The organism is Gordonia sp. X0973 (genome assembly GCF_013348785.1).
Classification (GTDB): domain Bacteria; phylum Actinomycetota; class Actinomycetes; order Mycobacteriales; family Mycobacteriaceae; genus Gordonia.
Genome location: NZ_CP054691.1, coordinates 2,593,458 through 2,613,671 on the forward strand (window position 1 = coordinate 2,593,458; position 20,214 = coordinate 2,613,671).

The window sequence follows — 20,214 nt, forward strand, 5'->3', positions numbered from 1 at the left end:
TCCCGATCTCGTTAACCGACCACCCGGTCGGTTAACGACCGTAGCATGGCTCCCGGCGGGATACCATTGGTCGAATCCGAAGGAGGCCGACGATGGCACGCCCCGCCGAACCCGGTCGCAACGCACTCCTCGACGCCGGCGTCGCCGTCGCCGCGGACCGAGGGCTCACCGGCCTGTCGGTGAACGCCGTCGTCGAGACGGCCGGGATGGCCAAAGGCGCCTTCTACCACCACTTCCCCACCCGCCGCGACTACCTCGTCGCCCTCCACCGCGCCTATCACGAGGCCCTGAACACCGAGGTCTGGGCCGCCATCGACGGACTCGATCCCGGGGCCGAGCGGTTGCGCGTCGGCATCGAGGCATTCCTCGACGCATGCCGTCGCACCAAGGCGACCAAGGCGCTGCTCGCACAGTCCCGCACCGAGGCCGATCTGCTTCCCGAGGTGGTGTCGCGCAACGCCGACGCCGCGGCACTGATCGCCGCGGACACCGCGGCGATCGGCTGGGCCGCACCCGAGGCGGTCGCGACGATGGCCGTCGCCATGGTGGCCGAGACCGCACTCGTCGAGCTTTACGACGACGCGCCCCGACCCGATCTGCGCGGAGCCATCTACTCGATGCTGATAGCGGGACCAGACGCGAAGAAAGGCACGACGAACTAGGCCGACCGCAGGCGCGCGGCGAGGTCGACGGACGCCTCGATCTCCCGACGCCGGTTGGAGACGCTCTCGACGTTGAATCCCGACGGGGTGCCCAGCCGACGGGCGAAGTCGGAAAGGTTCTCGGCGGTCGCCAGGCACTGGTCGAAGGAGACCGTCAGCGGATCGTCGGCATGCGAGAGGTCGTTGTGCAGCCAGCGCGGCACGTCGACGCCGAGCCATTCGAGGAACTCGACGGTCTTCATCGAGCCGCACACCGAGAGCGTGAAGATCACCGGCACCGGCTCGATCCCCGTCTCGGCGCAGCCGTAGAAGTAGTCCGAGAGCATCGACTTGGCGGCCGACACGTCGTAGACCACCTGCGTGACGAAGAACGACACCCCGGCCTGCTGCTTGGCGATCATGCGCTGGTGCTCGGCACCGGTGCGCGAATGGCGCTCCGGGATCGCGACACCGCCCAGCTGGAGTTTCGGATTCACCTCGGCGCGCAGCTTCTGGGCGGTCGGCAATTCCAGCGCGCGGTCCTTCTCGCTCGACGATGCGCCGACGAAGACGCTCAGCACGTTGCCCGGGTCCTGCCGCGCGAGCCAGCGCTCCATCTCCTGCTCGTCGTATTTGCCGACGCAGCGGTAGACGACGGCCGGCCGGTCCCACTGCCCGAGATACTCGTCGAGGAAGACCGCGGGATCCATCGTGGGAAGGTACGGGAAGGGCCGCTGCGCCGGGTTGCGGTCGCTCTCGTCATCGATGTCGTAGAGCACGAGTCCGTCGATGTCGAGATTCTTCAGCCGCCCCAGCGTGACGTCGGCGATCCGACGCGCCTCGTCGGGGATCGTCGACGACCGCGGCGGGGTGAGGCTGAACAGCAGCACCCCGTCGTCGCGCGCAGCGATCTGCTCGGCCAGACCCACCCGATCCCCTCTCGTGAACAGCACAGATACCCCGGCCATCGTATAGAACCGCCCTCCACCCGAGGACGTCGGCGTCGGCAATGGTTTACAAATAGATGTCAATGTATAGACATTCGACATATGCGCTGTTAATGTCTAGTGGCAGCAGTCACAGTCCGACTCGATTCAAGGAGGTCATCATGACCGCAGCCCCCATCCGACGGGACGTCACGCACGGCGGTGACGCGACCGGAGCGGTCGACCCGCTCCAGTGGCGCGACAAGAAGCGCTATCTCTGGCTCCTGGGCCTCATCGCCCCGACGGCACTCTTCGTCGGCATCGGAATCATCACGTTCTCCAACTGGTTGGGTAGCCGCTTCGACAACCCGGTCACCCATCTGATCGCCACCGTCTCCCCGATGTGGTGGTGGATCGGGCCTCTGCTGGTCTACGTCCTCCTTCCGATCCTCGACGTCTTCTTCGGCCCCGACGGCTCCAATCCGCCCGACGAGCTGATCGAGAAGCTGGAGAACGACAAGTACTACCGCTACTGCACCTACGCCTACGTCCCGTTCCAGATCGCGAGCCTGTTCACCGCTGGCTACCTGTGGTCGGCTCACAGCGTCAGTTGGATGGGCATCGACGGCGGGCTGAGTCTCGCGTCGAAGATCGGTCTCGCCCTCTCCATCGGCGCGATGGGTGGCATCGGCATCAACACCGCCCACGAACTCGGCCACAAGAAGGACAGCCTGGAACGCTGGCTGTCCAAGATCACGCTGGCCCAGACCTTCTACGGGCACTTCTACATCGAGCACAACCGCGGCCACCACGTGCGGGTCGCCACCCCCGAGGACCCGGCGAGCTCACGACTGGGCGAAACGTTCTGGCGCTTCCTGCCGCGCAGCGTCTGGGGCAGCCTGCGCTCGTCGATCAAGCTGGAGCGCAACCGCCTCAAGCGTGCCGACAAGTCCTTCTGGCACCCGAGCAACGACGTGCTCAACGCCTGGGCCTTCTCCATCGTCCTGTGGGGCGCCCTGCTGGCCATCTTCGGCATCGGCATCCTGCCGTTCCTGATCATCCAGGCCGTCTACGGCTTCTCCCTGCTGGAGACCGTGAACTACCTGGAGCACTACGGCCTGCTGCGGCAGAAGACGAAGACCGGTCGCTACGAGCGCTGCACCCCGCAGCACAGCTGGAACTCCGACCACATCTGCACCAACATCTTCCTCTACCACCTGCAGCGCCACAGCGACCACCACGCCAACCCCACGCGGCGCTACCAGGTGCTGCGGAGCTTCGACGAGGCGCCGAACCTGCCCAGCGGATACGCCAGCATGATCACGCTGGCCTACTTCCCGCCCGTCTGGCGCAAGGTGATGGACCACCGCGTCATCGAGCACTACGACGGCGACGTCGCCAAGGCGAACCTCCAGCCCAACAAGCGGGAGAAGATCCTCGCCAAGCACGGAGCCGCCGCATGAGCGCCTACCGCTGTCCGGTGTGCGAATACGTCTACGACGAGGCCGCCGGCGACCCGCGCGAGGGATTCCCCGCCGGAACCGCCTGGACCGACGTGCCCGACGACTGGGCCTGCCCCGACTGCGGGGTTCGAGAAAAGATTGATTTCGAAGGAGTATGACCATGGACTTCAAGCTGTACCGCTGTGAACAGTGCGGGTTCGAGTACGACGAGGAGTTGGGCTGGCCCGAGGACGGCATCGAGCCGGGCACCCGCTGGGACGACATCCCCGACGACTGGAGCTGCCCGGACTGCGGCGCCGCCAAGGCCGACTTCGAAATGGTCGAGGTGGCCCGGTCGTGAACGCCCCCGCGGCATCGGCCGGTCCGGCTCGGCGCGTGGTGATCGTCGGCGGCGGTATCGCCGGCATCACCGCCGCCGAGTCGCTGCGGGCCGCCGGCTTCGACGGCCCCGTCACCCTGATCGGCGACGAGCCGCACCTGCCCTACCGCCGCACCGCGCTCAGCAAAGACCTGCTCGCCGCCGACCTCTCGCCGGAGAAGGTCACGCTGCGCAAGCCGGAGTTCTGGGCCGAGCGCGACATCGAGATCGTCACCGGGACCGAGGTCGCCGAAATCGACGCAGCCGATCGAGGGGTCGTCTGCGCCGATGGCCGGCGGTTTGCGTATGACGCGCTGGTGCTGGCCACCGGCGGGCGCCCACGCCGGGTCGACGCGATCGAACCGGCCGTCCCCGCGCTGCGCAACCACGACGACGCGCTGGCCTTGCGGGAAAGCCTCGCGGACGGTCCCGCGGTCATCGTCGGCGGTGGCCTCATCGGCCTGGAGATCGCGGCCTCCGCGGCGTCGGCCGGTCACCCCGTGACGGTCCTCGAGTCCGCTCCGGCCGTGCTGACCCGAGTCCTGCCCCGCGAGGTCGCCGTCGCGCTCGCCGAACTGCATCGCGGCAACGGCGTCGACATCCACACCGGTGTCGAGATCACCTCGGCCACACCGGCATCCGTCGTCACCGCGGACGGCACCGCACACGGCGGTACCGTCGTCGCCGCCATCGGCATGGTCCCGGAGACCGGCCTGGCCCGGTCGGCGGGTGCGACGACCTCACCGGCCGGCGTCGTCGTCGACGAGGATCTGCGCACCGACGTCGCCAACATCTACGCGGCCGGCGACGTCGCGGCACGACCGCATCCGCTCACCGGCGAGCCGTCGCGTGCCGAACAGTGGATGACGGCGACCGAGCACGGCAAGGTCGTCGCCGCGACGATCCTGGCCGACCTCGGTCTCGAGGCCCCCGACACGTCGACGATCTCGCGCATCCCGCTGGCCTGGACGGTCCACTACGGTACGAATATGCAACTCGTGGGATGGCCAGGTGCGGCCGATCGGATCGACGTCGACGGTGACATCGACTCGTTCGACGCCACCGTGCGGTGCTATCGGGGGGACGACCTGATCGGCGCGGTGTGCCTCGGACGCCCGGCGGCCGGTCGGGCGATGCGCACGGAGATCGGCGAGGCGCTGACCGAGCGGGTCGGCGTATGACCCGCTCCTACGCGCAGGAGAGCCGCTCGCTGCTGCGGAACTCGCTGCTCGACGGTCTGCGCGGCCTTCTCGTCGAACGGGATTGGTCGCAGATCCGGATGTCCGACGTGGCCACCGCGGCCGGGGTGAGCCGGCAGACCGTCTACAACGAGTTCGGCAGCCGCTACGGCTTGGCGCAGTCCTATGCGCGGCGGCTCGCCGTCCAGTTGGCGTCGATCGTGGGCGACGCCCTCTCCAGCCATCCCGACGACGTGCACGGCGCACTCCAGGACGGATTCGCCGAGTACTTCGCCGGTGTCGCCACCGATCCGATGGTCGCTTCGCTGCTCGCCGGGGAGGCGAAGCCCGACCTGCTGAAACTCATCACCACCGATGCGGCCCCGCTCATCACCACGGCCTCCGAGGTCCTCCAACGGGCGTTTCACGACTCGACGTGGCTGACCATGTCCGCCGACGACGAGTTGCGCGTCGCACGCGCGGTCACCCGCATGGCGCTGAGCTACGTCGCCATGCCGCCGGAGGGCGACCGCGACGTGGCCGCCGACCTGGCCTCCATCATCGGCCCGGCCATCGAGGCCGCGCGCAGCTAGGCGGCTCAGACCTCGACGGGACCGGTGTCCGGCGGCGGCGCCTCACCGGCCTTGCGCGCCAACTGCTCGTTGGTATAGCGGAAGACCACCGCGATCGTCGCCGCCACGGGCACGGCCAGGAATGCGCCGGTGATCCCCCACATCGAGCCGCCCAGCAACACCGCCAGCAGCACGACCGCGGCGTGCAGTTCCATGACCTTCGCCTGCAGCCACGGCTGCAACACGTTGCCCTCGATCTGCTGCACGACGAGGATCACCACGAGCATGATCGCCGCGGCGATCCACGACTTGCCCACCAGCGCGATGAGAACGGCCAGCGCACCGGCGACCACGGCACCGACGATCGGCACGAAGCCGGCGATGAACGTGATGATGGTCAGCACCCCGGCCAGCGGCACCTTCAAGACGAACAGCGCGGCACCGATGAACAGCGCGTCGATGAAGCTGACGATCGCCTGGGTGCGGATGAACCCGGACAGTGTCGCCCAGATCCGGCCGAGGAGATCGGCGAGGTGGCCGCTGGCCCGGTCGCCGGTCGTCCGCCGCAGCCACGGCAGGAATTTGGATCCGTCTTTGAGGAAGAAGAACACCAGGATCAGGACGGTGAACACCATCATGAGCGTCGACGTCGCGGTGCTCACGCCGCTGACCGCGGTGTGCGCGATGGCCCCGGAACTCTCCTTGACCTTGTCCTGCAGCGTGTCCAGCAGCTTGCTGATCTGGTCGTCGCCGATGTTGAACGGCGGGCCCTGCAGCCAGGATTTCGCCTTGGTGATCCCCTCGGCCGCCTTGTGCCCGATGTCGTCGGCCTGACTGACCACCGACGGCACGATGCCGGCCACCACGCCCACGACGACGAGGATCCCCGTCACCGTCATCAACGCGGCCGCCGCGGAGTCGCCGACGCCGTGGCGGCGCAACCACGCCACCGCCGGCCACAGCACGGTCGCGAACAGCAGGGCCAGCGCCACCGGCATGACCCCGGCCCACAATTTGCCCAGGATGTAGCCGACGAGCGCCAACAGCAGGCAGACGGCGATGATCTGCAGCGATACCCGTGACGCACTGGTCAGCCAGTCTTTGGCCACGTCGAGGCGGTCGCGCGCGGGGGTCTCCGGCTGCGCGGTGGTCGGGGTCGTGTCATCTGTCGTCACCGCCGCATTGTCACATACGCGCAACGGAGGAACCGGACGAAACCACCCACTTGCTGCGATGTCGTATTTCCGCTAGCGACGGCCTCGTCGTCAGTGCCAGAGTGGAGACATGACGCAGCTGGCCGACCTCGACTTCGACCGCTGCTATCGGGCGCTCGAATCCCGCGACGAGCGATTCGACGGCCAATTCTTCGCCGCCGTCACCAGCACCGGGATCTACTGCCGCCCGTCCTGTCCGGCGCGCACGCCGCGGCGCGCCAACGTCGAGTTCGTGTCGACGGCGGCCGCCGCACAGCGCCGCGGCTTCCGCGCCTGTCGCCGCTGCGTCCCCGACGCCGTGCCCGGTTCACCGCGGTGGGACCACAGCGCCGACGTGGCGGCCCGGGCCATGCGCCTCATCGCCGACGGCGTCGTGGACCGCGACGGCGTGCCGGGACTGGCGTCGACGCTCGGATACTCGTCGCGCCAGCTCGAACGCATCCTGGTCGCCGAATTCGGCGCGGGACCGCTGGCACTGAGCCGCGCCCAACGCGCCACCAACGCGCGCATCCTGCTCACCCGCACCGACCTGTCCATGACCGACATCGCCTATGCGGCGGGCTTCTCCAGCGTGCGCCAATTCAACGACACGATCCGCGCGGTGTTCGCCGCCTCGCCGTCGCAATTGCGCGGCACGTCGGCACCGCGCCCCGCAGGCGACCACCTGCTGACCCTGCGCCTGCCCTTCCGCAAGCCGCTGCACCGACGGTGGCTCGAACTCCACCTGGGCAACCACGCCATCCCCGGGCACTCCACGCCCGCCCAGCGGATCCTGTCCCTGCCGCACGGTCCCGCGCTGGCGGACATCGGCCTGCACGACGATCACGTGCGGCTGGGTTTGCGCCACCTGGATCTGCGCGATCTGGGCACGGCGGTGGCGCGGATCCGACGGCTACTCGACCTCGACGCCGACATCACGGCGGTGCAGGCGGCACTCTCGCGCGGGCACCTGGCACCGCTGGTGCGCGCCGCCCCCGGTGTACGTGTGCCGGGCAGTTGCGACCCCTTCGCCTCGCTCGTCTCGACGATGGTCGGCCAGCAGATCAGCGTCGCCGCGGCGCGCACCCATCTGGGCCGCCTGGTCGCCGAACTCGGCGAGAAAGTGCCGTGGACCAGCGACGACGGCCCCGATCACCTGTTTCCGACACCGGCCGCGATCGCCGAGCACGGCGGTGACGTGCTGCGCGGTCCGCGACGACGCGTCGACGCGATCGTCGGGATCGCGCGCGCCGTCGCCGACGGCGAGGTGGAACTGCACGCGGGGGTCGATGCGTCAGAGTTACGTGTCGCCTTGTTGGCGCGCCCCGGAATCGGCGCCTGGACCGCGGACTACCTGAGCATGACGGTGGCCGGCGATCCCGACGTCGCATTGGACACCGACCTGGTGGTCGCCAAAGCCGCCGCCGATCTGTCCATCGACTTCGCGGATCTCGCGAGTGTCGCACCGTGGCGCTCCTACGCGTCGATGCACCTGTGGCGGCACGCACTGCTCCCCACACCCGACCGTACCGACGACCAAGGAGACATCCCATGACCGAGAACGCCCACACCGCAAGCACCTTCACCACCGAGACCCCGGACGGACCGTTCACCGTCATCCACGACGGCGGGACCCTCCTCGCCTCGGGGTGGACCGCCGACGCCGACTACCTGCGCGCGCTGATCAACCCGCGGCTGCGACCGACGGAGACCACCGCGGACGACGGCGGCGAGGGCAAGCACATCCGCGACGCCGTCACCGCCTACTACGACGGGGAGACGGCCCGGATCGACGAGATCGCCGTGGTGCAGGCCGGCGGACCGTTCATCGAGCAGGCGTGGAAGGTGCTGCGGACGGTGCCCGCGGGACAGGTCCGCACCTACACCGAGTTCGCCGAGATGGCGGGCAACCCGACGGCGGTCCGCGCCGCGGCGATGGCCTGCGCGAGCAACGCCGCGGCGCTGTTCGTCCCGTGCCACCGGGTCCAGCGCTCGGACGGGACGCTGGGCGGCTTCCGCTACGGCCTCGAGATCAAGCGCCGGCTGCTCGACCGCGAAGCGCAGGGCTGATCCCCGCCTGATTGTCAGACCCCTCTGCGACGATCCCCGCATGGCCATTTCCTCGGTGATCGCACTCGTGTGCTGCGCCCTGCTAGCCGGCTTCGTCGTCGGGTGGAGCGTGCACGCCTCCCGGGTCGCGCCGGCCCTCGCCGCGGCGCGGGCCGAGGCGGCCGCGGTTCGGGAATCCTCGGAGCTGGCCTCGCGCGCGCTCGCGGCCGCCAGCGAGGACGCCGCACGACGACAATCCGCCGCGATCGGGGCATCGGTGCATCACGTCGTGGGCCCGCTGCACGAGTCGCTGCACCGGTTGGCCGAACAGGTCCACCGCACCGAGCGCGAGCGGATCGGCGCCTACGCCGGGCTGACCGAGCAGGTCCGCGACATGCAGCAGGCGTCGCACCGGTTGGGTACGGCCGCGCAGACCCTGACCAATGCCCTGCACACCCCGAACCTGCGCGGCCGCTGGGGCGAGATGCAGTTGGAGCGCGTCGTCGAGCTCGCCGGGATGAGCAAGCACTGCGACTTCTCCACCCAGGTCAGCGTCAAGGCGGGTGAGGACCGGGTCCGCCCGGACCTCGTCGTCCACCTCGCCGGGGATCGGCACCTCGTCGTCGACGCCAAGGTCCCGTTGCAGGCCTATCTGGACGCCCTGGCCGCCACCGATCCCCGGCAACAGGAGCGGCTGCTCGCCGACCACGCCCGCGCGGTGCGCGCCCATATCGGAGCGCTGAGCTCCAAGTCCTACTGGGCCGCCTTCCAGCCGGGGCCGGAGATGGTCGTGATGTTCCTACCCGGCGACCCGATCCTCGAGGCCGCGGCCCGGGCTGCCGACGACCTCTTCGAGTACGCCTACGCGCGCGACGTCGTGCTGGCGACGCCGTCGTCGCTCATCGCCCTGCTGCGCACCGCCGCCCTGGGCTGGCAGCAGCAATCGGTCACCGACGAGGCGCAGACCATCCATGCCCTCGGCAAGGAGCTGGCGAGCCGTCTCGGCGGGGTCTTCACCCAACTCGACCGGCTCGGCGCCAGCCTGGGCAAGGCCGTCGACTCGTACAACTCGACGATCGGAACGGTGGAGAGCCGCCTGGGGGTCACCGCGCGCAAACTCAGCGAACTCGACGCCCTTGGACCCGACCGGGCACCGGAGCCGCCGCGACCGGTAACGGCAGAAATCCGGCAATCCTCGGGTCATGCCCCGTTCCGGTCGTGAGTCTCGACACCCGCGCGAGGGTTCGGTTACCGGCAAACAGGGGTCCACCCGGTACCGTTGACGTGTGCGATTTCTGCAATCCGAGCCCGACGTTCCCCTCGCCGAGCAGTCCGTCAGCGCCCAGCGCCGCGGTGTCCCGTGGTGGGGCGCGGTGCTCATCGCGTTTGGATTCGCGTTGCTCGGGATTGCGATCGACTCCGCCGCATCCCGCATGTTCTCCATCGCCGACGGTGTCTACGCGCGCCCGATCGGCTTCGCCGTCGGCTGCCTGCTGGCCGCTCTCGCGGTGCGCAACCGCGCGCTGTTCACCGCCGCCGTCCAGCCGCCCCTGATCGCCGTCGGCCTGGTCGTGGCCCGCGTCATCGGCGTGCAAGTCAAAGGCCTCGTCACCAGCGCCCACGTTCCCGAACTCAATTCGCTGCTGATCAAGCAGGTTTTCGCGTTCTCCAAGGACTTCCCGGTCATCCTCTTCACCTTCCTCGCCGTGCTGACCGTCGTGCTGGTGCGGTATTGGCGCTATCGCAGCGCGCGTCGGGCCCAACAGGCGGAGCGGGCGTCGAAACGGGCCGCCGCGAAGAGCGCGAGTGCCACCGGCGCTATCCGTAAATCCGCCACCGCGGTGCGGCCCGCCGACCCCGCGACCGCCGTCGTGCGGCCCGAGTCCGCGGCCGTCCGCGCGAGCCGCGCGGCCGCCCAGGCCCACGTCACCGCGCGGGAGGCCCGTCCGACGCGACCCCCCGCCCCGAGCAGCCGTTCCGGGCCGCGCCCTCCGTCGTCCCCGGGAACGGTCTCGCGCGCCGCCCGAGCGGTGCGACGCATCCGCCGCGGCCCCCGCGGTCGAGCGGACCGGCGGCCGTTCGGCCCTCCCAGCAGGCGGCGCCGACACAGCGCCAGGACCGCCGTCGTGCCGCCCCGCCGCCGCTCGACGACGAAGGATTTTGATCCGGTACCGCGCAGTCCCGATCCGCTAGACCACAGAACCACCGGCTTACTCATCAGTAGCCAGTTGTCTTTGTCACGTTGTGGGGGGTTACGTGACAGTAGCCATGGTCTTTGAACCGGCTACCCCTACGATGAGAGCACCGTTCGGGGTCATTCCCGAACTGCTTCGCGTGCCCGAATCCGATCAGCCTGCCCTCAGGGCGGCCCGACGCAGAGAGACCGAATGTTTCGCCGCATCGCCATAGTCAACCGAGGTGAGGCCGCCATGCGGCTCATCAACGCCGTACGGGATCTCAACGCCGAAACCGGAAACGACATCCAAACCGTCGCGCTCTACTCCGACGTCGATCGCACGGCCACCTTCGTGCGCGAGGCCGACCTCGCCTACGACCTCGGCCCCGCGGCACAGCGGCCGTACCTGAACCTGGAACTGCTGGAGACGGCACTGCGCGAGACCGGCGCCGACGCGGCCTGGGTCGGCTGGGGCTTCGTGGCCGAAGACCCGGCCTTCGCCGAACTGTGCGACCGCATCGGCGTCACCTTCATCGGCCCGTCCGCCGAGGCGATGCGCCAGCTCGGCGACAAGATCGGCGCCAAGCTGATCGCCGAGGAGGTCGGCGTCCCCGTCGCGCCGTGGAGCCGCGGCGAGGTCTCGACGCAGGAGGAGGCCGTCGAGGCGGCCGCGAACATCGGCTACCCGTTGATGCTGAAGGCCACCGCGGGCGGCGGCGGTCGCGGCATCCGCCGGGTCGACGACGAGGCCGATCTCGTCGACGCCTACCAGCGCACCCGCGACGAGGCCGAGCGCGCCTTCGGCAGCGGCATCGTGTTCCTGGAGCGCCTGGTCACCGGCGCCCGCCACGTCGAGGTCCAGGTGATCTCCGACGGGGAGACCGCCTGGGCCCTGGGCGTGCGCGACTGTTCGGTGCAGCGACGCAACCAGAAGGTCATCGAGGAATCGGCCTCGCCGGTGCTCTCGCCCGAGCAGGTCGACGAGGTCAAGGCAGCCGCCGAGCGCCTCGCCGTGCGCGTCGGCTACCGCGGTGCGGCCACCGTCGAATTCCTCTACCACCCCGGGGAGCAGCTGTTCGCCTTCCTGGAGGTCAACACCCGACTGCAGGTCGAGCACCCGATCACCGAGGTGACCAACAGCTTCGACCTGGTCCGCGCCCAGATCCACGTCGCCTCCGGCGGCAAACTGGACGGCGAGAAGCCCGCCGAACGCGGTCACGCCGTCGAGGCCCGCCTCAACGCCGAAGACCCGGACCGCGATTTCGCCCCCTCGCCCGGCCATATCGTGCGGCTCAACCTGCCCACCGGGCCGGGGATCCGCGTCGACACCGGCGTCAGCGAGGGCGACACCATCCCGGCCGACTTCGATTCGATGATCGCCAAGATCATCGCCTACGGCAGCACCCGGGAGGAGGCGCTGGGACGCCTGCGCCGCGCCATGTCGCGCACCGGTGTGGTGATCGAGGGCGGGGCCACCAACAGCAGCTTCATCATCGACCTGCTGAACCAGCCGGAGGTCATCGACGGCAGTGCCGACACCGGCTGGATCGACCGCGTGCGCGGCGAGGGCCGCCTGGTGTCGCACGAGCACTCCTCGATCGCGCTCGCCGTCGCCGCGATCGCCGCCTACGAGGAGGCCGAGAACGCCGAACTCAACCGCCTGCTGGTCACCGCGAACGGCGGCCGGCCACAGGTCCACCACGAGAGCGGCCGGCCGGTGGACTTCAAGCTGCGCGGGGTGTCCTACCGCGTCCGCGTCGCCCGGATCGGCGGCCACCGCTTCCGCATCGTCATCGAGGCCGGCGGCGACGTCCGCACCGCCGACGTCGACCTCGAGCGCTTCGACCAATACTCGGCGCAGCTCACCGTCAACGGCAAGCGCTACCGCCTGCTGACCGACACGCACGGCCCGATCTCCCTCGTCGACGTGGAGGGGGTCACCCACCGCGTCAGCCGCGACGAGGGTGGCGTCATGCGCGCCCCGGCGCCGGCGCTCGTCATCGCGACCCCGCTGCAGGTCGGCGACGAGGTCGAGCCCGGCGACCCGGTCATCGTGCTGGAGAGCATGAAGATGGAGACCGTGCTGCGCGCCCCGTTCAAGGCGCGACTGCGGGAGTGCGAGGTCATCGTCGGCGCCCAGGTGGAGGCCGGCGCACCTATGCTGCGCCTCGAGCCCCTGGAGGACGAGGCCGAAGAGGCGAGCACCGAGACCGAGGCCGTCGTCCTCGACCTCCCGGAGGCCCCCGCCGACGTCGATCCCGTGGAGCGCGCCGACCGCGACCGCGAGGAGCTGCGCAGCCTGCTGCTCGGCTTCGACGTCAACCCGGACGAGAACCGCCGCCTGCTCGACGAGTACCTGGAGGCCCGGAGCACCGTCGCCGCGCAGGACGGCCCGCCGCTGGCGCAGGAGGCCGAGCTCATCGACGTCTTCGCCGACCTGGCCGAGCTGGCCCGGATCCGCCCGAAGGACGACGAGCACGTCGACGAGCGGGTGCACAGCGCGCGCGAACACTTCCACACCTATCTGCAAAGTCTCGACGTGGACGTCGCTGGCATCCCGGATTCGTTCCAGACGCGGCTGCGATACGCGCTGGGCCACTACGGGATCACCAAGCTCGAGCGCAACACCGACCTCGAGGGTGCGGTGTTCCGCTCCTTCCTGGCGTTGCAGCGCCAGGACGAGACCGCCCAGGTGATCGCGGCACTGCTGCGCCTGTGGCTCTCGGAGCCGACACCGGCGCCGGAACTGCGCGATCCGGTGGGCTCGTCGTTGGAACGGTTGGCCTCGGCCACCCAGGTCCGCTTCCCCGCGCTGGCCGACCTGGCCCGCGGCGTCCTGCACGCCTGGTTCGGGCGCCCGCGCCTGCACGAGACGCGTGAGGCCGTCTTCTCCGATGCGCGCAAACACCTCGACCACCTCGACGCGAACCCCGACGCCGCCGACCGCTCGCAGCGCATCGCCGCGATGGTCGGCAGCACCGAGCCGCTCGTCGGGTTGCTCGGACAGCGCTTGGCCGAGGGCCTGGACAACGGCGTCATGCTCGAAGTCCTGACCCGTCGCTACTACGGCAACAAGGGGCTCTCGGCCGTCGAGGCGCGCACGGCCGGCGGCTGTGCGTTCGTCACCGCGCAGCGGGACGGATCGATGCTCGTCTCCGCTGCCACCGACTTCGCCGGACTCCCCTCCGCGATGACCGGGCTCGCCGAACTCGGCGACGGATCGGCGTCGATCGACGCCGACATCTACGTCAGCTGGCCCGACCAGCCGAAGAACCCCGACGAGATGGCCGCGGCGCTGCACGACGTCGTCAGTGCCCAGGCACTACCGAGTCAGATCCACCGCGTCACCATCACGGTGGCCGCCGCCGACGCCGGTTCGATGCACGACCACTACACGTTCCGCCCCTCGGCGACCGGGTTGACCGAGGACCGCCTGATCCGCGGCCTGCACCCCTACATCGCACAGCGGATGCAGATGGAGCGGTGGCGCAAATTCGACCTGACCCGCCTCCCGTCGTCGGATGAAGAGGTATACCTCTACCGCTGTGTCGCCAAGACCAATCCGGCCGACGAGCGGCTGGTCGCGTTCACCCAGCTGCGCGACCTGACCGCCGTCGAGGAGGACGGCCGACTGCTGACGCTGCCGACCGCGGAGACCAACTTCGCGACCTGCGTCGACTCCATCCGTCGCGCGCAGTCGCAGCGCCCGCGCAACCGGCGGTTCAACACCAACCGGATCGTCATGTACATCTGGCCGCCGATCGACGTCTCCAGCGAACAGTTCCGCTTCGTCGTGGAGCACACGTTGGGCAATTCGGTGTCCACCGAAGGTGCCGGGATCGAGGAGATCCTGCTCATCGGGCGCCAGCGCGACAAGGAGACCGGTGAACTGCGCAAGATCGCCGCGCACATCACGACCGACGCGGCCGGCGACACCCAGATCACCGTCGGCGACCCCGACGACGACGCGGTGGAGCCGCTCGACGAGTACCGGCAGAAGGTGCTGCGCGCCAGCAGCCGCGGCACCGCCTACCCGTACGAGGTGACCGGTTTCCTCGGCGAGTTCGCGGAGTACGACCTCGACGAGTCCGACGAGCTGGTCCCGGTGAACCGCGCCAAGGGCGGCAACACGGCCGCCGTGGTCGTCGGCACCATCACCACGCCGTCGACGAAATACCCCGAGGGCATCACCCGCGTGATCGTGCTCAGCGATCCGACGAAGTCGCTCGGCTCCCTGGCCGAACCGGAATGCCGTCGGATCATCGCCGCCCTCGACCTGGCCGAGCGCCTGGCTGTGCCGGTCGAGTGGTACGCCCTCTCGTCGGGGGCCGCGGTCGAGATGGACTCGGGCACCGAGAACCTGGACTGGGTGGCTGCGGCGCTCAAGCGCATCGTCGAGTTCACCCAGGACGGCCACGAGATCAACATCGTCGTCACCGGGATCAACGTCGGCGGCCAGGCGTACTGGAATGCCGAGGCCACGATGCTCATGCACACCAAGGGCATCCTGGTGATGACCCCGGATTCGGCGATGGTGCTCACCGGCAAGCAGGCGCTGGACTTCTCCGGCGGCGTCTCCGCCGAGGACAACTTCGGCATCGGCGGCTACGACCGGGTGATGGGCCCCAACGGCGAGGGCCAGTACTGGGCCTCGGACCTGCCTGCGGCCCGCGACGTCCTCATGTACCACTACGAGCACAGCTACGTGGTGCCCGGGGAACAGCGTCCGCGTGACGCCGAGTCGAGCGACCCGGTCGACCGGGACATCTCCGATTTCCCGCATACCGTCGACGGCAGCGAGTTCGCGACGGTCGGCGAGATCTTCTCCGCCGAGAAGAACCCGGATCGTAAGAAGCCCTTCGACATCCGTGCCGTGATGCGCGCGGTCGCCGACCAGGACCACCCGACGATCGAGCGCTGGGCGGGCATGGCGGACGCGGAGAACACCGTCGTCACCGATGCGCACCTGGGCGGCACGCCGGTGTGTCTGATCGGGATCGAGTCCAAGCCGGTCCCCCGCCGCGGCTTCGTGCCGACCGACGGGCCGGACACGTTCACGGCGGGCACGTTGTTCCCGTTGTCGTCGAAAAAGGCTGCGCGCGCGATCAATTCGGCCAGCGGCAACCGGCCGTTGGTGGTCCTGGCGAACCTGTCGGGCTTCGACGGCTCACCGGAGTCGATGCGCAAGCTGCAGCTCGAGTACGGCGCCGAGATCGGCCGGGCCATCGTCAACTTCGACGGCCCGATCGTGTTCTGCGTGATCTCGCGCTACCACGGCGGCGCGTTCGTCGTCTTCTCCAAGGCGCTGAACCCGAATATGACCGTGCTCGCCCTCGAGGGCTCGTTCGCCTCCGTGCTCGGCGGCGCACCCGCCGCCGCCGTCGTCTTCGCCGGCGACGTGCGGTCGCGCACCGGTGCCGATCCGCGCGTGGAGGAACTCGAGACGCGGCTGGCCGCGGCGACCGGCACCGACCGGGCCACCCTGGCGGCCGAACTCGACGACCTGCGGGCCGCGGTGCGGGCGGAGAAGATCTCCGAGATCGCCGCCGAGTTCGACGCGGTCCACAACATCGAGCGCGCCGTCGAGGTCGGTTCCGCCGACGCAGTGATCACGGCCTCCGACCTGCGGCCGCGGATCATCCAGACGATCCGCGGCGCGCGGTAGTCGGCGCCCCCTGCTGGACCGCCTTCTTCGGCGGCGCCTTGCGCGCCAGGCGGTCGAATTGGTCGTTGGCGACGCGCATCGCGACCTCGTAGGGGAAGGCGAACTTCCGCGACCACCAGTAGCCGAAGCGGATATCGAAGGACGTGTACACGATGTACCGGTTCTTCTTGATGCCCTTGATGATCGCGGCGGCGGCTTTCTCCGGTGAGGCGGCCATCTTGTGGAAGCCGCCGATGGCCGCGGCGACCTCTTCGTTCTCCCGGTCGATCCCGACGATATCGACGGTGTTGACCAGCGGGGTCGCGACGGCGCCCGGGCAGACGAGGCTGACGCCGATGCGGTGGCGGCGCAGGTCGAAGCGCAGGACCTCGGAGACGCCGCGCAGGCCGAACTTGCTGGCGCTGTAGGCGGCATGCCACGGCAGGGCGAGCAGACCCGCCGCCGACGACACGTTGACGAGCTGGCCGCCCTTCCCGCGGGCCACCATCTGCGGCACAAAGCTCTCGATGATGTGGATGGGGCCCATGAGGTTCACGTCCACCATCGATTTCCAGTGCTTGTGCTCGAGGTTCTCGACGGTCCCCCACGCCGAGATACCGGCGATGTTCATCACCACGTCCATCACGCCGACCTCGGCGTCGACGTTCTTGGCGAACTTGACGACCCACTCGTAGTCCGAGACGTCACCGGCCTTGTGGTAGAGCACGCTGCCACCGGCGGCGGCGATCTCGGCGGCCACCTCGTCGAGGGGCTCGGGATGCAGGTCGGTGATGACGAGCTCGGCGCCCTCGGCGGCGCAGGCCAGGGCGGTGGCGCGGCCGATTCCGCTGGCGGCACCGGTTATCAGGACCTTCTTCCCGCGCAACGACGGCACGGGCGGGGCCATGTAGAACCAATCTTTGACAGTCATGCCCCCAAGCCTAGGACGACTGTGCTCAGATGGGGAGCTTGCCGCCGAACAAGCCGTAGACGACGGCGAGCATCGCCTTGAGGATCTCCGAGCCCGAGTCGGCGACCGGACCGACCATGAACTGGGTGATCCCGCCCAGATCGCCGGAGCGCATCATCTGCTGGATCGCCGGCAGGAGACCGCCCAGACCGGGTGCACCGGCGCGGTTGTCCCCACCGTCGAGCAGACCCGACCCGGCCGAGGAGCCGGTGAGGTAGTTCAGGGCGCCGTCGGTGATGGCCGTCGCGTACTTGAGCTGACCGTCGTGGGCGGCGAGCGCAGCCGCCTCGGTCGGGTTGGCCATGTTGCCCATCTCCACGAACACCAGCGGCACGTGCGTGGTGTTGGGACCGGCGACGTCGGAGCGCTCCTGGATGCCGTCGACCGCGCCCACGTAGTTGGACGGGGTGAAACCGGCCTTCTTGAAGTTGTCGCGCATCAGGTTCGACGCCTTGCGGCCCTCGCCGCGCTGGACGGCGTCGGCCTTCTTGTCCGGCAGCGGGAGCTTCGGGACGATGAGGTGGAAGCCGCTCTTACCCGGATCGGAACCCTTGCCGGAGGAGTCGGCGTGGATGCTGATCGCCAGGCTGGCGCCCGAGGCGTTGGCGGCCGCGGTGCGCTCGTTGATGCATCCGCCCCACCCGGTGTCGTTGGGACGGCTGAGCACGACGCGCGCGCCCTGGCTCTCCAGCGCCCCCTTGACGAGCTGGGCGACCTGCCAGTTGACGGTGTGCTCGGTGGCGCCGTTGACCCCGGTGGCGCCGGTGGTCTGGCAGTCCTTCATCCCGCCCCGCCCGTCGGGCACCTGCTTGGTCAGCGAATGTCCGGCCGCCGACGCCTGGTGGCCGGGGTCGAGGAAGACGGTCTTGCCCGAAAGCTGCTTGGCCGGTGCCGGAGCCGGTGCTGCGGGAGCCGGTGCTGCGGGTGCGGATCGCGGGGCCGCGCTGACGCTCGGCGCCAGGGCGATCGACGCCGAGACGGCCGCGAACATCGCGACGGCGGAAAGGGACTTGCGCATGATTCGGTCAACCTCCGGTGAAAACACCACTAGTCACATCAGTAACATCTGTACCAAGTGAAACATTGCTCGAACCTCGATCTCCAGCCCGGGCGGCACTTGTTAGCAGGATGTGACCTGCAAATCGGACATCACCGGCCCGCGGCGGACTCCGCGTCGTAGCGCAGCAGGCTCAGGACGCCGAACTCGTCATTCTGGTCGACTTTTCCCAGTGCCGCACCGGCCGCGGCGGCCCGCGCCTCGTCCATCCCCGCTCCGATCATCACGACCACCGTCGCCGCGGTGCCCGCCCGCGTCGGCCCGCGCGTCGCGCGCACCCGTCCGCCCACCGCGGAGAAGTCGAGGGTCCCGGTGTAAACGTCGGAGACCACGCGGGTCCACCCTTTCAGCCGGTAGCAACCCGCCGGAGGGCGTTCCAACAATCGCGCCAGGGCGCGCGGGTTCACCGGCTCGTCGCTCTCCCAGGTGACCTGCTGGTAGTGCTCGTGCTCGTGCTCGTGCGCGTGGTCGTCGTCGGCCGCGCGCAGCAACTCGTCGAGCGTCAGTTGCCTGGCCCCGACGTCGACCGGCCGATGACGGGCGTCGACCAACAGCGCCGGATCGATCACCGCCTCGCGCGTGACGATCCGCGGTGCCGAGTCGTTGACGGCGTCGAGCGCCCCGTGCACGGCGGCGAGAGCCGCCTCGTCGACGAGGTCGGCCTTGTTCACCACGATCAGATCGGCCACCGCGGCCTGGCGCAGCACCGTGGCGGGCAACGCGCCATCGGCATGGGACGCGGCGTCCAGCACGTAGACGAGGCCGCCGTAGGCCGCCCGCGGATCGGTCATCGCGGCGACCCGCGATAGCAGGGCCCGCGGATCGGCGATACCCGAGGCCTCGACGAGAACGGCGTCGAGATCGGCGGCGACCAGCCGCGACACCGCGTCTTCGAATCCGTCCGAATCCGTGGTGCAACAGAGGCAGCCGTTGCCGAATCCGACCACCCCGTCGACCTGACCCGCGACCAGCAGCGCGTCGACGTTCACCGCGCCGAAATCATTGACGATCACACCGAATCGGGCCTGATCCGCATGCCGCAGGACATGGTTGAGCAAGGTCGTCTTCCCCGCACCGAGGAAGCCGGCGAGAATGATGACCGGGATGGGCGTGGCGGCGTCGGCCCGAATCACGGCACCCGACTCCCTGAACAGCTGCCGCACACGACCATCAATTCCCGACCGTCGCGGTCGGGATAGTTCGCCACATTCTTCGTGGGCTCGCCGCATTGCGCGCATTGACCGATGACCGCGGTGTGATCGGAGTAATCGACACTCATCCGCCCGTCGAACACGTACACCGATCCCTCCCACAGTCCATCGTCGCCGAACTCTTCGGCATATCGGACTATTCCGCCATCGATCTGGTATACCTCGGTGAATCCGCGCTCGACCAGAAGCGAACTGAGCACCTCGCAGCGCACACCACCGGTGCAATAGGTGATGACCGGCCGGTTCACGAATTCGTCGAACTCCCCGTCGTCGACGAGCCGGAGCAGATCGCGGGTCGTCTTCGCCCGCGGGACGACCGCATTGCGGAAGCGACCGATCTGCGCCTCGATCTCGTTTCGACCGTCGAGAAAGACGACCTCCTCCGCACGGTTCTCGACCATCGCGTTCACCTGGACCGGACTCAGGTGTACCCCGCCGCCGACCACACCGTCCGCGTCGACGCGCACCCGCCCGGCATCGCCGAAGGTCACCATCTCCGGACGCACCTTGACCGAGAGCTTGGGGAAATCGGCGCCGGTACCATCGGACCACTTCACATCGGCATTCTTGAAAGCGGGATACTGGCGGGTGGCGCGCACATAACGTTTCACGTCGGGCAGATCCCCGCCGACGGTGACGTTGATACCGTGGGGCGAGACGACGATCCGCCCGCGCAGATTCGACGCCGACGCGATGCCGAGCTGCCACAGGCGGATCGCCTCGGGATCGGCCAGCGGCGCGAACACGTAGAACAACACAATCTTGGGAGTCGCCAC

17 protein-coding genes are annotated in these 20,214 nt (G+C 69.2%); 11 read left to right on the plus strand and 6 right to left on the minus strand.

Annotated features, from left to right (window positions below):
• Window positions 1-92 precede the first annotated feature (92 nt).
• Complete coding sequence (locus tag HUN08_RS12850; protein WP_124248652.1) at window positions 93-662, plus strand: TetR/AcrR family transcriptional regulator; 570 nt, start codon at window positions 93-95, stop codon at window positions 660-662.
• Here HUN08_RS12850 and HUN08_RS12855 read toward each other — a convergent pair.
• Window positions 659-1,609 carry a methylenetetrahydrofolate reductase gene (locus HUN08_RS12855; protein WP_124248651.1) on the minus strand — a complete coding sequence of 317 codons (951 nt, stop codon included), beginning with the start codon at window positions 1,607-1,609 and terminating at the stop codon, window positions 659-661. The two genes, HUN08_RS12850 and HUN08_RS12855, sit on opposite strands and share 4 nt — an antisense overlap.
• A gap of 140 nt (window positions 1,610-1,749) precedes the next feature.
• Here HUN08_RS12855 and HUN08_RS12860 point away from each other — a divergent pair, with 140 nt between their 5' ends.
• The 5 genes from HUN08_RS12860 to HUN08_RS12880 are packed head-to-tail and all read left to right on the plus strand — an operon-like array spanning window position 1,750 to window position 5,159.
• On the plus strand, window positions 1,750-3,030 hold the full coding sequence (locus HUN08_RS12860; protein WP_301546727.1) for an alkane 1-monooxygenase: 1,281 nt from the start codon (window positions 1,750-1,752) through the stop codon (window positions 3,028-3,030).
• Window positions 3,027-3,188 (plus strand): rubredoxin, encoded by a 162-nt coding sequence (locus HUN08_RS12865; RefSeq protein ID WP_124248650.1) that lies wholly within the window; start codon window positions 3,027-3,029, stop codon window positions 3,186-3,188. Before HUN08_RS12860 ends, HUN08_RS12865 begins: the two co-directional genes overlap by 4 nt.
• Window positions 3,185-3,370: a rubredoxin gene (locus tag HUN08_RS12870; protein ID WP_174900927.1), complete on the plus strand. Its 186-nt coding sequence runs from the start codon at window positions 3,185-3,187 to the stop codon at window positions 3,368-3,370. The genes HUN08_RS12865 and HUN08_RS12870 overlap by 4 nt, the downstream gene beginning before the upstream one ends.
• Window positions 3,367-4,569 carry an NAD(P)/FAD-dependent oxidoreductase gene (locus HUN08_RS12875; protein ID WP_124248648.1) on the plus strand — a complete coding sequence of 401 codons (1,203 nt, stop codon included), beginning with the start codon at window positions 3,367-3,369 and terminating at the stop codon, window positions 4,567-4,569. Before HUN08_RS12870 ends, HUN08_RS12875 begins: the two co-directional genes overlap by 4 nt.
• Window positions 4,566-5,159: a TetR/AcrR family transcriptional regulator gene (locus tag HUN08_RS12880; RefSeq protein WP_124248647.1), complete on the plus strand. Its 594-nt coding sequence runs from the start codon at window positions 4,566-4,568 to the stop codon at window positions 5,157-5,159. Before HUN08_RS12875 ends, HUN08_RS12880 begins: the two co-directional genes overlap by 4 nt.
• A 5-nt stretch (window positions 5,160-5,164) precedes the next feature.
• Here HUN08_RS12880 and HUN08_RS12885 read toward each other — a convergent pair whose 3' ends face one another.
• On the minus strand, window positions 5,165-6,313 hold the full coding sequence (locus HUN08_RS12885; RefSeq protein WP_124248646.1) for an AI-2E family transporter: 1,149 nt from the start codon (window positions 6,311-6,313) through the stop codon (window positions 5,165-5,167).
• 109 nt (window positions 6,314-6,422) lie between these two features.
• Here HUN08_RS12885 and HUN08_RS12890 point away from each other — a divergent pair, with 109 nt between their 5' ends.
• The 5 genes from HUN08_RS12890 to HUN08_RS12910 all read left to right on the plus strand — a co-directional run bounded on the left by HUN08_RS12890 (window position 6,423) and on the right by HUN08_RS12910 (window position 16,221).
• Window positions 6,423-7,886, plus strand: coding sequence for a DNA-3-methyladenine glycosylase 2 family protein (locus HUN08_RS12890; protein ID WP_124248645.1), 1,464 nt, complete (start codon window positions 6,423-6,425; stop codon window positions 7,884-7,886).
• On the plus strand, window positions 7,883-8,401 hold the full coding sequence (locus HUN08_RS12895) for a methylated-DNA--[protein]-cysteine S-methyltransferase (RefSeq protein WP_124248644.1): 519 nt from the start codon (window positions 7,883-7,885) through the stop codon (window positions 8,399-8,401). The genes HUN08_RS12890 and HUN08_RS12895 overlap by 4 nt, the downstream gene beginning before the upstream one ends.
• Window positions 8,402-8,441: 40 nt before the next feature.
• On the plus strand, window positions 8,442-9,602 hold the full coding sequence (locus HUN08_RS12900; protein ID WP_124248643.1) for a DNA recombination protein RmuC: 1,161 nt from the start codon (window positions 8,442-8,444) through the stop codon (window positions 9,600-9,602).
• A gap of 64 nt (window positions 9,603-9,666) precedes the next feature.
• Window positions 9,667-10,659 (plus strand): DUF6542 domain-containing protein, encoded by a 993-nt coding sequence (locus HUN08_RS12905; RefSeq protein WP_174900928.1) that lies wholly within the window; start codon window positions 9,667-9,669, stop codon window positions 10,657-10,659.
• A 108-nt stretch (window positions 10,660-10,767) separates the two neighbouring features.
• Window positions 10,768-16,221: a carboxyl transferase domain-containing protein gene (locus tag HUN08_RS12910; RefSeq protein WP_124249072.1), complete on the plus strand. Its 5,454-nt coding sequence runs from the start codon at window positions 10,768-10,770 to the stop codon at window positions 16,219-16,221.
• On the opposite strand, the gene HUN08_RS12915 is transcribed toward HUN08_RS12910, so the two are convergent.
• The 4 genes from HUN08_RS12915 to HUN08_RS12930 form a co-directional block, all read right to left on the minus strand.
• Window positions 16,193-17,131 carry an SDR family oxidoreductase gene (locus HUN08_RS12915; RefSeq protein WP_124249073.1) on the minus strand — a complete coding sequence of 313 codons (939 nt, stop codon included), beginning with the start codon at window positions 17,129-17,131 and terminating at the stop codon, window positions 16,193-16,195. The two genes, HUN08_RS12910 and HUN08_RS12915, sit on opposite strands and share 29 nt — an antisense overlap.
• 25 nt (window positions 17,132-17,156) lie before the next feature.
• Window positions 17,157-18,188: an N-acetylmuramoyl-L-alanine amidase gene (locus HUN08_RS12920; protein WP_301546728.1), complete on the minus strand. Its 1,032-nt coding sequence runs from the start codon at window positions 18,186-18,188 to the stop codon at window positions 17,157-17,159.
• A gap of 131 nt (window positions 18,189-18,319) precedes the next feature.
• A complete protein-coding gene (locus tag HUN08_RS12925) occupies window positions 18,320-19,360 on the minus strand; it encodes a GTP-binding protein (protein ID WP_301546729.1) in 1,041 nt (346 codons plus the stop codon).
• Window positions 19,357-20,214, minus strand: a complete 858-nt coding sequence (locus tag HUN08_RS12930; RefSeq protein WP_124249075.1) for a rhodanese-related sulfurtransferase — start codon at window positions 20,212-20,214, stop codon at window positions 19,357-19,359. The genes HUN08_RS12925 and HUN08_RS12930 overlap by 4 nt, the downstream gene beginning before the upstream one ends.